Genomic DNA, 13,840 nt, shown 5'->3' on the forward strand with positions numbered 1-13,840 from the left:
AGTGATCATCAAGGATCACATCCCCGGTGTGACCGATTTCAACTACCACCAGGCCGTGACGTCTGATCGTTCACTGGTGAAGTTCGGGAATATCGCCGACCGCTATCTCGACAGCGCAGGCGCGACGCCGTCACAAATCACCAAGACCATGCTTTTCGTCAACGATGTCGCGGCGAACTGGGGCGACTATACCTATGGCGTCGCCCTTCAGAACAACACCGTAGCGATGGCCAGCGGAACGGGGCCCCGACACATCGTGGCCCACGAGTTCGGCCACACCCTGGGTGCCGCACATCGCTACGCCGAAGATCGCTTCCCCTGCGTAACGAACATGATGGGCTTCATCACTCCCCGCTACAGCTGCCGTATCTACACCGGCGCAAACGATCTGGAGATCCGTCGACACGTAAAAGAAGCGCTGGAGACGATCGAAAGAGAGCGTTGATCCCGCGCAGGTAGGAACATTCCTGTGTTGCTGGCGAAAGCGCCGCAACGTTCGTAGGTGTCGGTAAAAGAAGGAGACGGTGGCTCTACCCTGCGCCACCGCCCTYCCAACTTCCGGACCTATGAAGCACATCCTTCACCTGAATACACTCGCCATTGTGGCGTTCTGCGCTGCGCCGGCGACCGCTTCGACCTGGGACGCTTCGCCCTCCGTAGCTCAGTTCGACGAGCGCGTTGCTGGCGGCCTTCCACAGGGCATCGTTCCGTTCCATGCGACGGATCAGGCAGGACTAGCCACAACAGCGCGACTCGATGTCACCTCACGACTCAACACCGCCGTCGAACTACCGGACGGAAGCTCCATGCTCACCTACGAGGGCTACTGGAACGGAGAATCCGCGACCATCTCGCGGGGCGACAACCAGCTTCTCATCGAGACCGACGACACCGCCCAGGCGGTGGCCCTGTTCGACGCCGCGATATCGACCGGCCTGCCCAGGCACGTCCACATTGCCGACACTTCAGTCACGACTACGGTCGCGAACGACCGCGACGACGATCTCGTCGTGCTCGGCGCCCTGGGCGGCGACATCGTGTTCGCCGACGGCAGTCATGGGCAGATGTACGACGCCACGTGGCATGGGGAGTCGGTCGTCGCCACGCGCTCCGGTGACCACCTCGACATCACATCGCTCTCGCCTGCCGGCGTCGACATCACGGGTTTCACATCGGGAAGCGCCGATATCGAACATGAAAGCCTGCCCGTCGAGAACACCACCGGCGCAGCGTCTGCAGCCCCGAACGCCACACCGATAACGCCATCGCGTACGCGAAGGAGTGCGGATGTCGACCTCACGCCGAACCGCCTCACGTTTCACCTGATGCTCCACGACGATATGGGCGACATATCCTCCCAGCACGTCCATGCTGGCTATGTCGCCTGGTGGCTGGCCGATCTGCAGCGCCGCATCGTTCCCGGCAAGAAGGTCGACCTTTTCTACAGCCAGCGAATTCCCGGCGTCACCGACATGCGCTACCAATACACCGGATCGCTGCACGACTGGTCGGATGTCATCGAGCACTACGCGCGGGAGCAGCACATCCCGCGCACGTACAAGCACAAGTTCATGCTCATCGTGAAAGGCATGCCCGAGCCCGAGCGCTACGGGCGTTCCTGGCAGAAAGGGTCCGAAGGCATCGCCTCCATCAGCGGCAGGTACCCCGAGATTGCCCACCAGTTGGGGCATCTTCTGGGTGCGAAACACGCTGCCGCCGAGGTGCGTTTCGGTGGATGGTGGTGCGAGACGAACATGTACGCGCCCAGCCTGCTCCTACGCTCCAACTGCTATGGCTACTCCTCGGCCAACATGCGCCATATCGACGACTACGTCAGGACGGGCGAAGACTTCCTTCCCAACACCCGCTGGTCGGAGGATTGATGACCCTGCGGCCAACCCTCGCGATGCTCCGGCAGGTGACCTCTGAACAGCCTTATTTGGGCGTTGGCGCGTCCACCATCTTCCGTGGGGCGAGCGTGTCCGGGCCATGCCTCATATAAGAACGCATGGCGCGCTGGTTGGCCGCGCTGTACTCGAGGCAGTCGCTGCGCACCGTGCTTGAGATCGAAAGCATGTTCGTCTCGCAGCCCCACCAGCCGCGCGTTTCGGCGTTCAGATGCGTGGCGCCGAGCATGTGGCCAATCTCGTGGGCGACGATGCGTGTCCGACCGGCGATGGAAGCGATCGCCTCGTTGCCACCTTCGAAAGCCACGCCGCTCGTGCCCGGCATGGGGCGCCCGGCCGTGAGCAGCACGAATTTCCTTTTATAGGTTCTGTCCATGTCGAACCCGTAGGTGTGATCCATCGCCTTGAGCGTACGTTCAAAAACATCCAGTGAGTGGGCGTCTCCATACGGCATGGAGGTAAGCCAACGCACGCGCTCCGCATAGCTGGCCCGGAACCGATTCACGGGCAGCACGTGAGTGGCCATATCCGCCATCCACCATGCCACGTAACGTGCGTGCAGAACCCGGACGTTGCTGTCGGCCAGGTCGTCATGCTTGAAGAAGTAAAAGTGGAGGCTGTAGGCGGCCGGATCCTCGAAGTGTCCCGGGCGCACCGATCGACGAACACGCATCGCCTCCGCCCCCGTGCCAGCGGACACAGGGTCGGCCTGCGCGCCACCGTCGCCAGGCTCGTCGAACGACATGACCCTGGTATCGCCGTCGCGCATGACGGTGGCATCAAGGTGATGACCCGATCGCGTAAACACAGCAGCCTCGCCATGGAGAAAACCGCCGTACATCGCGCCGTGGACGTCACCGGGGAAGTCCACCTCGATATTCAGGCGCCGCTCGATGACGACATCGGCTGCGGATCGCCTGGCTCGGGCGGGACCGTCATCCGCTGGCGCGTCCTCGGGGGGCAGGCGCGCCACGGCGGCATCGAAGCGCTCGACCATGCTGGTAGCGGCCGTCGCCGTCGCAGGATGAAAAGGAAGAACCAGGAGTAATGCCGCGAGGCGGGAGGTGGCAACCATGGCGGAGATGGCTCGAGGGGGGAGGGCCGCCCAGTCTGGGAGCCACCGCACCGAAGGTCTGCGGGCGGGCGCCCGGAAGGGGCGGGAAACGCACCGATGAGCGGGGCCCGAAACGGCCCACGCGGCGGCGGGGTTCACGGTCCGCGACAGCTCGCCGCCCCCTGAAACCGCTATAATCGGGGTTTGCCCACCCGGCGTGCATCGGCCCCGGGGGCGCGGCCTTGGCCTACGGAGCAACCATGCAGTACATCTACACCATGAACGGGGTGAGCAAGATCGTCCCCCCGAAGCGCCAGATCATCAAGGACATCTCCCTGTCCTTCTTCCCCGGCGCCAAGATCGGCCTGCTGGGCATCAACGGCTCGGGTAAGTCCACGGTGYTGCGGATCATGGCCGGCGTCGACACCGACTTCCAGGGTGAGGCACGCGCCAACCCGGGCACGAAGATCGGCTACCTTGCCCAGGAGCCCGACCTCGATCCGACCAAGACGGTGCGCGAAGTCGTCGAGGAAGGCGTGTCCGAGATTCTCGACGCCCAGAAGCGCCTCGAAGAGGTCTATGCCGCCTATGCGGAAGAAGGCGCCGACTTCGACAAGCTCGCCAAGGAGCAGGAAGCCCTCGAAGGCATCCTTGCCGCCAACGACGCGCATGCCCTCGAGCGCCAGCTCGAAGTGGCCGCCGATGCCCTTCGCCTGCCGCCGTGGGACGCCGTGGTCGGCCCGCTGTCCGGTGGTGAGAAGCGCCGCGTCGCCCTTTGCCGTCTGCTGCTGTCCAAGCCCGACATGCTCCTGCTCGACGAGCCGACCAACCATCTGGACGCGGAGTCGGTCGACTGGCTGGAAACCTTCCTGCACGACTACCCCGGTACGGTCGTGGCGGTCACCCATGACCGCTACTTCCTCGACAACGCCGCCGAGTGGATTCTCGAGCTCGATCGCGGCCGCGGCATTCCCTGGAAGGGCAACTACACCGAGTGGCTGGAGCAGAAGGGCGAACGCCTTCAGCAGGAAGCCAACCAGGAAAAGTCGCGCCAGAAGGCGCTGGCCAAGGAGCTGGAGTGGATTCGCACGGCCGCCAAGGGTCGCCAGTCCAAGGGCAAGGCCCGCATCAACCGCTTCGAGGAACTGAACTCGGTCGAGTACCAGCGCCGTAACGAAACGAATGAAATCTTCATCCCGCCGGGCGAGCGTCTGGGCCAGGAAGTGATCGAGTTCAAGAACGTCACCAAGTCGTTCGGCGACCGCGTTCTCATCGAGGACCTGTCGTTCAAGATTCCGCCTGGYGCCATCGTCGGCATCATCGGCCCSAACGGCGCCGGTAAATCCACGCTCATGAAGATGATCATGAATCTGGAGAAGCCCGACACCGGCGAGGTCAAGCACGGCCATACGGTCAAGCTGGCCTACGTGGACCAGTCGCGCGACGCCCTCGATCCGAAGAACAACGTCTGGCAGGAAGTGTCGGGCGGCTCGGACATCCTGCAGATCGGCAACTTCGAGATCCAGTCGCGCGCCTACATCGGCCGCTTCAACTTCAAGGGTACCGACCAGCAGAAGATCGTCGGCAGCCTGTCCGGTGGTGAGCGTGGCCGCCTGCACATGGCCAAGACCCTGCTGCAGGGCGGCAACGTGCTGCTGCTCGATGAGCCGTCCAACGATCTGGACGTCGAGACGCTGCGCGCCCTGGAAGACGCCCTGCTCGAGTTCCCCGGCTGCGCGGTGGTCATCTCGCATGACCGCTGGTTCCTCGATCGCATCGCCACGCACATCATCGCGTTCGAAGGCGACTCGCACGTCGAGTTCTTCCCGGGCAACTACAACGAGTACGAAGCCGACAAGAAGCGCCGCTTCGGCGACGATGCCGGTCCGAAGCGTGTGAAATACAAGAAGCTGGTCTGATAAGGCCCACGCTGTTGTAGGAGCCGAATGCATCGGCGAATGGGTGATCGCGGCAGCCTTGCCCGCTGCCGCGGGATCGCCGATGAATCGGCTCCTACAGTCAGTAGCCTTGCCTCGAACTTACCTACATAGCGAAGCCGCCCATGAACTTCATGACCGCCCTGAAGGACGCCTGGCGTCGCAATGACTCCCTGGTCTGTGTGGGACTCGATCCCGAGCCGGGCCGCCTGCCCGCGGGTCTCGCCGGCGAGGAAGGCATCTTTACCTTCTGCCGTGACATCGTCGATGCCACGGCAGGCCTGGTGTGCGCCTTCAAGCCGCAGATCGCCCATTTCGCCGCGCAGCGTGCCGAGGGCGTCCTGGAACGGCTGATCGCCCATATCCACGACAAGCATCCGGGCATTCCGGTGATCCTGGACGCCAAGCGCGGCGACATCGGCTCGACGGCCCGGCATTACGCCGCCGAGGCATTCGAGCGCTACGACGCCGACGCGGTCACGCTGAACCCCTATCTGGGCCGGGACTCCATCGAGCCCTTCCTGGAGCGTGCGGACAAAGGCGTGATCCTGCTCTGCCGCACCTCCAATCCCGGTGGGGCGGACTTCCAGGCCCTGGATTGCGGCGGCCAGCCGCTCTACATCCGGGTCGCCGAGACGATCGCCCGCGAATGGAACGAAAACGGCAACTGTGTGCTGGTCACGGGCGCAACCTGGCCGGAAGAGCTTGGCCGGGTTCGCGCGGTGGTCGGCGACATGCCCTTGCTGGTTCCAGGCATCGGTGCCCAGGGAGGTGACATCCAGGCGGTCATGACCCAGGGACGAACCGCCGATGGCACCGGTCTGATGATTTCTTCTTCCCGCGCCATCCTTTACGCTAGCGCCAGCTCAGACTTCGCAGCCTTAGCACATCGGGCGGCTGATGAAATGAGAAAATCGGTCAACTTGTTCCGTCAGTGACGGGCGAAACAAAAAACAGTCGCAAATTGCACGACTTGGCAACTGCAAAAGGCTTACGCTGCCGCTCCGGGCTATCCAACAATACCGGGTCTTGAAGCGCCAAAGCGTTCAACCGGAGTTGTCATGCCACCTATCAACCGAGGTTTTTCCCAACGTCTGCATGTCGCGCTGGACATGGCTGGCGTGAAGAAAGGCCGCGGCCGCATCACCCAGCTGGCTGACCTCTTCGATGTCAGCCGGGAAACCGCCCGAAAATGGCTGAGTGATCTCGGCCTGCCCGAGCTGGAGCGCCAGATCGACATGGCGACACGCTTCGGGGTGAATTTCGAGTGGTTGGCCACGGGTCGCGGCGCCCCCAACGGGGCCACCGGCGTGCGCGAAAGCCCCGCCCTCTACCGCGCCGACTCACGGGAGCAGCTGCGCCTGGTCGGGCTCGTGAGCCGTCTACCCAAGGAACGCCGGAAGGCGCTCCTGGTGATCGTCGAGGCCCTGGCCGAGGCCGAATAGCGTCGGCGCTTTCCCCGCAACCCGGCCCTTTCTACGAAAAGCCTTAATCGTCACCGATATCCATGCCCGGAAAGAGCACCTCGGTGTATCCGAACTTGCCGAAATCAGTGATGCGCGAGGGGTAGAGGCGGCCGATGAGATGGTCGCACTCGTGCTGGACCACGCGGGCGTGGAAGCCTTCGGCCCGACGGTCGATAACCTCCCCTTGCGGTCCGATACCCTGATAGCGGATCAACGAGTAGCGATTCACCGCACCGCGTAGTCCGGGTACGGAGAGGCAGCCTTCCCACCCCTCTTCCATGTCTTGCGACAACGGAGTGATGACCGGATTGAGGAGGATGGTTTCCGGCACCGGCGGTGCATCCGGGTAACGCTCGCTGCTATCGAACCCGAAGATCACCAACTGCAGGTCCACGCCGATCTGGGGCGCCGCCAGGCCCACGCCACCGGCGTGGTGCATCGTGTCGAACATATCGACGATCAGGGCATCCAGCTCGGCACTGCCCACCATGGCGTCGGGGACGGCGGGGGCGACGCGCAGCAGGCGCTCGTCACCCATTTTCAGAATCTCGCGAATCATCGTTACCGCCAGGGGAGTGGGGATGGCTTGAGCATACGACGCCCGCCAGCCATTCGACCAATGGCTAATACGGCATACCCCTGCCACGCATTGACCCCCGTGACTGGGGAGACGACCCTTGTGCCATCCGCGAGGGGAGCCAACAACCATGCATAGCGCCATCCCGAAACCCAGCCCCGCAGGGAAGATCCTGTGGGCCGCCATCGCCATCGTCGGCGCCTGGTGCCTCGGTGTCGTCGCCCTGCGACGAGACGAACCCATCAACGCCATCTGGCTGGTGACCGCGTCCATCGCGGTGTTCCTCATCGGCTATCGCTTCTATAGCCGGATGATCGCCACCGGCGTGCTGCAGCTCGACCCCTCGCGCGCCACGCCGGCCGTCCTGCGCAACGACGGCCTGGATTACGTCCCGACCGATCGTTGGGTGGTCTTCGGTCATCACTTCGCGGCCATCGCCGGCGCCGGCCCCCTGGTCGGCCCCGTTCTCGCCGCACAGATGGGTTACCTGCCCGGGACGCTCTGGATCCTGGTCGGCGTCGTCTTTGCCGGCGCGGTCCAGGACTTCATGATCCTTGGCCTGTCGCTCCGCCGGGATGGCCGCTCGCTCGGACACATGCTGCGCGAAGAGCTCGGCGAGGTACCCGGCGTGATCGCCATGGTCGGCGTGCTGGTGCTGATGATGATCGTGCTGGCGGTACTGGCGCTGGTCGTGGTCAAGGCACTGACGCATAGCCCCTGGGGCACGTTCACGGTCGCCGCCACCATTCCCATCGCGCTCCTGATGGGGGTGTACCTGCGCTATATCCGGCCCGGCCGAATCCTCGAGATCTCGATCATCGGCCTGATCCTGTTGCTCGCGTCGATCTGGTACGGCAAGACCGTCAACGACACGCCGACCATGGCCGCCCTGTTCGATTTCGATGCGAAATCGCTGGCATGGCTGCTGATCGGCTACGGCTTCTTCGCTTCGGTGCTCCCCGTGTGGCTGTTGCTCGCCCCACGCGATTACCTGTCCACCTTCCTGAAGATCGGCACGATCGCCCTGCTTGCCCTGGCCATCTTCCTGGCTGCGCCGACCCTGCAGATGCCCGCAGTGACCAAGTTCATCGACGGCACGGGCCCGGTTTTCTCCGGCAACCTGTTCCCCTTCCTGTTCATCACCATCGCCTGTGGCGCCGTCTCCGGCTGGCACTCGATCATCGCCTCCGGCACGACGCCCAAGCTGCTCGCCAACGAAGGCGAGGCGCGCATGGTCGGCTACGGCGGCATGCTGATGGAAGCCTTCGTTGCCATCATGGCGTTGATCGCCGCATCCTCCCTGCATCCAGGCGTCTACTTCGCGATGAACTCGCCCGGCGCACTCGTCGGGACGACCGTGGAACAGGCCGCACAGACGATCAGCACATGGGGCTTCATGGTCACGCCGCAAGAGCTCACCGAGACCGCGAAGAACATCGGTGAAGGCACCATCCTCGGACGCRCCGGCGGCGCCCCGACCCTGGCGGTCGGCATGGCGCAGCTCCTACACGGCATCCTTCCGGGCGAAGGCATGATGGCCATGTGGTACCACTACGCGATTCTCTTCGAAGCACTCTTCATCCTGACCACGGTGGACGCCGGGACCCGCGTCGGCCGTTTCATGATCCAGGAACTGGCGGGCATGGCGTATGCCCCGCTGAAGAAGACCGAGTCGTGGGTGAGCAACATCATCGCCACGGTGATCTGCGTCGGGCTATGGGGTTACTTCCTCTACCAGGGCGCGGTCGATCCACTGGGTGGCATCAACACCTTGTGGCCACTATTCGGCATCGCCAACCAGATGCTCGCCGCCATCGCGCTGATGCTCGCCACCCTGGTCACGGTGAAACTCAAACGCGAGCGCTACGTGCTCGTGCCCGGCGTGCCCGCCGCGTGGCTGGTCATCTGCACGCTCACCGCCGCCTGGCAGAAGCTGTTCGACGACAAGATCAGCTTCACCGCCGCCGCGCAGAAATACGCCGACGCCATGGCCTCGGGGAAGATGCTCGCACCCGCCAAGACGGCCGAAGAAATGCAGCGCATCGTCACCAACAATCGCGTCGACATGGCCCTCACTGGCCTGTTCATGCTGCTGGTGCTGACCATGCTGTTCTTTTCGCTCCGCGCGATTGTCCGAGCGTGGCGCGCCAACCATCCGACCGCGCACGAAGAGCCGTACGTCGCGCTGTCGAGTGTCACGCCGTGAGGAGATCGCCATGAGCGCGACGAATGCACGGGCAGGCGCCCGCTCGCTGTGGAAGTGGGCGGTACAAACCGCCCGCCTCTGCTGCGGCGTCCCGGATTACGATGTCTACGTGAAACACCTGCGTGAGCATCATCCCGAGCGGAAGATTCCCAGCTATGGGGAGTTCTTCCGCGAGCGGCAGGAGGCGAGGTATCGCGGGACTGGTGGGCGTTGTTGCTGAACTAAAAGGACAGCCGCTGACGCGACTCGTGTGTTGAGCGGCGTTCGCCGCCTCACGCTCGTGCTTCGTGGGATGCCGCGATCGGGTTGGCCCTTTGGGCCGCGGCGCGGCTCTTCGAGACGGGCCGTAGCTGCTCTGTCGCTCGCACGAGAACAGGGCGGCCCTCAGCTTAGGCGGCCCCAAGGGCCAACCCGATCGCGACACCAGACGTTGAGGTTGCGTGCGGCACAAGCGCCACGCCGCTTCGTTGCTCGAGGCTTGATGAGCGACCAGGCTGCTTTCTGTAGGAGCCGCTTCAGCGGCGAACCCTCAGGCTGTCGGGCTTGCGAACGAGGCCTTGTGGGGCTTGGGCGAGCGGTTGAACGCCTGCACGATGCGACGCAAAGCCTCGTTCGTGACATCACCGCTGAGGGTTCGCCGATGAATCGGCTCCTACAAGAGCGGTGCTGCATCGTGCTGGTTGTTGCTCGGCCACATGCAACCTCAGCGTTCGGTGCCGCGAGGGGCAAGGCCCTTGGGGACGCCTAAGCTGAGGGCCGCTCAGTTCACGGGCGAGCGAGAGCGATGCCTACGGCCCGTCTCGAAGAGCCGCGCCGCGGCCCCAAGGGCCTTGCCCCTCGCGGCTTCGACACGGCGACCGGCGGCGACCGGCGGCGACCAGCGGCGACCGGCGGTGACAGGCGTACGCCGTCACCGCTCCGTTGGCTTTCGCCGATGAATCGGCTCCTGCGTTAGGAGCTATCCGCGGCGCTTGCCCTTGCGCATGTTGGCACGCGAGTCCGCGATCATCGTGCGCATGGCGACAGCGGCTTCGTTGGGCCGGCGGCGACGGATGGCTTCGTACACCGCGCGGTGGTGCGGTAGCGAATACTTGAAGTTCTTCGCCGTCCGGGCCGACATCACGAAGTACGTGGCCAGGGCGGTTTCGATCACCGAGAACAGCGAGCTGAGTAGCTCGTTGTTGGTGGCGACCAGCACGGCGTCGTGGAATTGCAGGTCGGCCGCTGCCCACGCATCGAGGTCGGGGGCGTCTTCCATGGCGTCCAGCGCTACGCCGATCGCGTTCAGTTGCTCGGGCGAACGGCGGCGAGCGGCGGCCATGACCGCGGCCGGCTCGATAATCTCGCGCATCTCGACCAGCTTCTCGACGAAGTCTTCGGTTGGCATCGCCGCACAACGCCACGAAAGCACGTCGGCATCGAGGTGGTTCCAGAAGGTCGGATCGCGCACGCGCATACCGGTCTTCTGCCGGGTCTCGATCAGGCCTTTGGCCGCAAGAACCTTCAGCGCTTCGCGAAGCACTGTGCGACTGACCRACATCTGCTCGGCCAGCTGTGACTCGCCGGGTAACGGCTCACCCGGACGGAGTACGCCACTGACGATGGATTCACCGATCTCTTCGATGACGCGCGCGTGCAGGTTGCGCGTCCCCCCTGCTTTCAAAGCCATGGCGTTCCAACACCTGACGAAACGGAGTGCCCATCGTAGCCGACTTGCGCTCCAGGACGATGACGCACCGCAACTTGTCATTTGTCTGACAAATATGATCTTGTCGGGAGATTCCTGGCAGCCGGAGTGAGTGATGAGAAAATTCGGAACGAGTTTGGTCACGGCGGTCCTGCTGGCCACGGCGACGGCCGCTTCGGCCGGTGAGGCTTCAAAGGCGTCGTTCGGCACGACACCGGACGGCAAGGATGTAACGCTCGTCACGTTGACCAACGGTCATGGCGTCACCGCGAAGGTTCTTTCGCTCGGCGCGGCGCTTTATGCACTCGACGTCCCGGACAGAAACGGCAAATCCGGCGACGTTGTGCTCGGCTACCCGGATCTGAAGGGCACCTTCGCCATGCCGCAGTACTTCGGCAACACGGTGGGGCGCTACGCCAACCGCATCGCCAAAGGCAAATTCACTCTCGATGGCAAGCAGTACAACGTGCCGGTCAACAACGGACCCAACTCGCTGCACGGCGGCAAGGTCGGCTTCGACAAGGTGATCTGGAGCGTCGACAAGGTCGAGTCCGGGGCGCGGCCCAGCGTGACCCTTACCTATGTAAGCCCGGATGGTGACCAGGGGTATCCCGGCAAACTCACCGCTACCGCCACCTACTCGCTCGACGACAAGAACGAGTTGACCATCGAGTACACGGCGACGACGGACGCACCGACGATCGTCAACATCACCAACCACACCTACTGGAACCTCGCCGGGGAAGGCTCCGGCAGCGTGATGGACCAACGCCTGATGATCGCCGGCGATGCCTACCTGCCCACGGATGCCACCGCGATTCCCACCGGCGAGGTGCGCAACGTGGCGGGCACCGACTTCGATTTCCGCAAGGCCAAGCCGATCGGCAAGGACGTCCGCGACGCGAAGGAAGAGCAGATCGTCTTCGGACGCGGTTACGACCACAACTGGGTGATCTCCCGGAAGGAAGCGGCGCAGCCGCGTGAGGTGGCCCGGGTCAGCGATCCGAAGTCGGGACGCGTGCTGTCGCTCTGGTCCGCCCAACCCGGCCTGCAGTTCTATTCGGGCAACTTTCTCGACGGCACCACGTCGGGTAAATCGGGAGGCGTCTATCGCCAGGGCGATGCCTTCGCGCTGGAACCGCAGTTGTTTCCCGATACGCCGAACCACCCCGACTTCGGCTCGGCTCGCCTGGAGCCCGGCAAGACCTACCGCAATGTCATGACGTACAAGTTCTCCGTGGACAAGAGCGCGAAGTAACGTTCCCGCGTCAGACCTCGTGATGCAGCGCTTCCGCCGGCTTCTTCCGGCGGAAGCGTGGCGCGAGCTCCACCATGTACATCGCGGCCAGCACGAGCGCCCCGCCACCGACCATACGCGTCGTGAGTACGTCCACGCCAAGGAGCACGGCAAAGCCCGCGGCGAATACCGGCTCGGTCGTCATCACGATGGCCGCGCGCGTGGCGGGCATGTGGGTCTGCGCCCAGGTCTGCACCAGCATGGCGAACGCACCGGCGACCAGCGCCATGTAAAGCACGGCCACCCAGGCCTTCGTATCCGGCGGCAGCGCCGGGCCGTGATGCGGGATGGTGGCCAACAGACAGACCGCCGCGATGCCGATCATCTGGACGGCGGACATGCCGAACGCTTCGCCAGGCTTCGACCAATGACCGAGGCCGACGATATGCAAGGCGTACAGCGCAGCCGAGGCGAGCGTCAGCAGGACGCCCAGATCGACCTCGAAACCGTTCAACGCCAGCACGCCCAGTCCGACCATGGCCACGCCCACGGCGAGCCACGTGGTGGTCGGCATGCGCTGGCGAAAGATCAGTAACGCGAGGATGGGCGTGATCACGACGTACATGCCGGTGACGAAACCGCTGACGCTCGGCGACGTGAGCGCAAGCCCTTCGGTCTGCAACCACTGCGCGAACCCGTAAAGCACCCCCAGGGCAAGCCCACGCACCCGTTGTGCACGACTCAGCCGCCAGACCGGCCGCGCAAACAGGACCAACATGGTCACAGCCGCGATAACGAAGCGCACGGCGAGGAAATCGGTGACCGACATTCGGCCGACGACATCCTTGATGAGAACGAACGTGGAGCCCCAGATCGCCGTGACGGCGAGCAGGCCAAGGGTGGYGAGCCCGCTGTCGCGCGACGACTTACCGCTCACCGACGACGACGCCGGGCGAGCTGGCCTGGAATCTTCAGGATGAAATGCGTCCAGATGCCCAACCAGACCACGCTGCGGACCAGCGCGTTACTGGCGGCGGGATCGTGGCGGCGAAACCACAGGTACATGCTGCGATGCTTGTGACGGCTGACGAAGACCGGCCGATGCCGGCTCGAGCCACCCTTGCCATGCAGCACACGCACGTCGCCGGCAAGCACGACGCGATAGCCACCATCACGGGCACGTCGACACAGGTCCATGTCTTCGCAATGGAGAAAGAAGGTTTCGTCGAAGCCACCGAGCCGCTCGAACACCGCGCGTKACATCAACAGGATGGCACCCGAGACGATCTCGACCTCCTCCGCACCGTCCGGCATGGGCCCCTCGATGTCGATGCCATCGACGCCTTTCCTGCCGAGCACGGTATTCAGCGAGCGACGAAGCAGTGGATCACGCCGGCGCGACGCGGCGTCGGGATGACCGGCACTGTCGCAGACCACGGCGCCGACGATGCCCGTGTGGACGTTCATGTGCGACGCCATGCGCGCGATCGTATCGGGTTCGACCAGGCAATCGGGATTGAGCACCAACAGCCGGTCGCCGCGAGCTTGCGCCGCACCGCGATTCACCGCCGGCCCGAAACCGAGGTTGGCCCGGTTGTAGACGAGGCGAACGCGCTCGTCGTCGGCATAGGCCCGATCGAGCGCTTCGGGAATACCGTCGGTCGAACCGTTGTCGACGATGATGATCTCGACGGGCACGTCACTGGCGAGTGCGTGATCCACGCACTCGCGCGTAAACGGCCCGCTGTCGGCGAGCACGATGACGATAC

General features: G+C 64.2%; 13 protein-coding genes. 8 read left to right on the top strand and 5 right to left on the bottom strand.

Translation table 11 applies throughout. From position 1 onward, the window contains the following. The coding region (locus tag AC1DT2_RS06555; protein ID WP_477295280.1) for a reprolysin-like metallopeptidase at positions 1–445 on the top strand (445 nt) is incomplete at its 5' end. A gap of 121 nt (positions 446–566) precedes the next feature. Continuing rightward, on the top strand, positions 567–1,883 hold the full coding sequence (locus AC1DT2_RS06560) for a hypothetical protein (RefSeq protein WP_477295282.1): 1,317 nt from the start codon (positions 567–569) through the stop codon (positions 1,881–1,883). Between the two features lie 52 nt (positions 1,884–1,935). On the opposite strand, the gene AC1DT2_RS06565 is transcribed toward AC1DT2_RS06560, so the two are convergent. Further along, on the bottom strand, positions 1,936–2,982 hold the full coding sequence (locus AC1DT2_RS06565; RefSeq protein WP_477295284.1) for a hypothetical protein: 1,047 nt from the start codon (positions 2,980–2,982) through the stop codon (positions 1,936–1,938). A gap of 239 nt (positions 2,983–3,221) precedes the next feature. Between AC1DT2_RS06565 and ettA the strand changes: the two genes are divergently transcribed. The 3 genes from ettA to AC1DT2_RS06580 all read left to right on the top strand — a co-directional run bounded on the left by ettA (position 3,222) and on the right by AC1DT2_RS06580 (position 6,343). Further along, positions 3,222–4,880, top strand: coding sequence for an energy-dependent translational throttle protein EttA (gene ettA, locus AC1DT2_RS06570; protein WP_213948611.1), 1,659 nt, complete (start codon positions 3,222–3,224; stop codon positions 4,878–4,880). A 143-nt stretch (positions 4,881–5,023) separates the two neighbouring features. Further along, positions 5,024–5,836 carry an orotidine-5'-phosphate decarboxylase gene (gene pyrF, locus AC1DT2_RS06575; RefSeq protein ID WP_477295286.1) on the top strand — a complete coding sequence of 271 codons (813 nt, stop codon included), beginning with the start codon at positions 5,024–5,026 and terminating at the stop codon, positions 5,834–5,836. Positions 5,837–5,959: 123 nt separating this feature from the next. Then, positions 5,960–6,343: a hypothetical protein gene (locus AC1DT2_RS06580; RefSeq protein WP_046969476.1), complete on the top strand. Its 384-nt coding sequence runs from the start codon at positions 5,960–5,962 to the stop codon at positions 6,341–6,343. Between the two features lie 43 nt (positions 6,344–6,386). On the opposite strand, the gene def is transcribed toward AC1DT2_RS06580, so the two are convergent. Next, complete coding sequence (def, locus tag AC1DT2_RS06585) at positions 6,387–6,923, bottom strand: peptide deformylase (RefSeq protein WP_213948609.1); 537 nt, start codon at positions 6,921–6,923, stop codon at positions 6,387–6,389. 148 nt (positions 6,924–7,071) lie between these two features. Between def and AC1DT2_RS06590 the strand changes: the two genes are divergently transcribed. Both AC1DT2_RS06590 and AC1DT2_RS06595 read left to right on the top strand, forming a co-directional pair. Then, positions 7,072–9,147, top strand: a complete 2,076-nt coding sequence (locus tag AC1DT2_RS06590; RefSeq protein WP_477295289.1) for a carbon starvation CstA family protein — start codon at positions 7,072–7,074, stop codon at positions 9,145–9,147. Between the two features lie 10 nt (positions 9,148–9,157). After that, on the top strand, positions 9,158–9,367 hold the full coding sequence (locus tag AC1DT2_RS06595; RefSeq protein ID WP_063572360.1) for a YbdD/YjiX family protein: 210 nt from the start codon (positions 9,158–9,160) through the stop codon (positions 9,365–9,367). Between the two features lie 738 nt (positions 9,368–10,105). On the opposite strand, the gene AC1DT2_RS06600 is transcribed toward AC1DT2_RS06595, so the two are convergent. After that, complete coding sequence (locus AC1DT2_RS06600; RefSeq protein WP_477295291.1) at positions 10,106–10,816, bottom strand: FadR/GntR family transcriptional regulator; 711 nt, start codon at positions 10,814–10,816, stop codon at positions 10,106–10,108. 133 nt (positions 10,817–10,949) lie between these two features. Between AC1DT2_RS06600 and AC1DT2_RS06605 the strand changes: the two genes are divergently transcribed. Continuing rightward, complete coding sequence (locus AC1DT2_RS06605) at positions 10,950–12,092, top strand: aldose epimerase family protein (protein ID WP_477295293.1); 1,143 nt, start codon at positions 10,950–10,952, stop codon at positions 12,090–12,092. A gap of 10 nt (positions 12,093–12,102) precedes the next feature. Here the strand turns inward: AC1DT2_RS06605 and AC1DT2_RS06610 are convergent, their stop codons facing one another. Beyond that, a complete protein-coding gene (locus tag AC1DT2_RS06610; protein WP_477295295.1) occupies positions 12,103–13,008 on the bottom strand; it encodes a DMT family transporter in 906 nt (301 codons plus the stop codon). Further along, positions 13,005–13,838, bottom strand: a complete 834-nt coding sequence (locus tag AC1DT2_RS06615) for a glycosyltransferase family 2 protein (RefSeq protein ID WP_477295298.1) — start codon at positions 13,836–13,838, stop codon at positions 13,005–13,007. Before AC1DT2_RS06615 ends, AC1DT2_RS06610 begins: the two co-directional genes overlap by 4 nt. Positions 13,839–13,840 lie beyond the last annotated feature (2 nt).

This window comes from Luteibacter sp. P4_E6 (assembly GCF_056401535.1).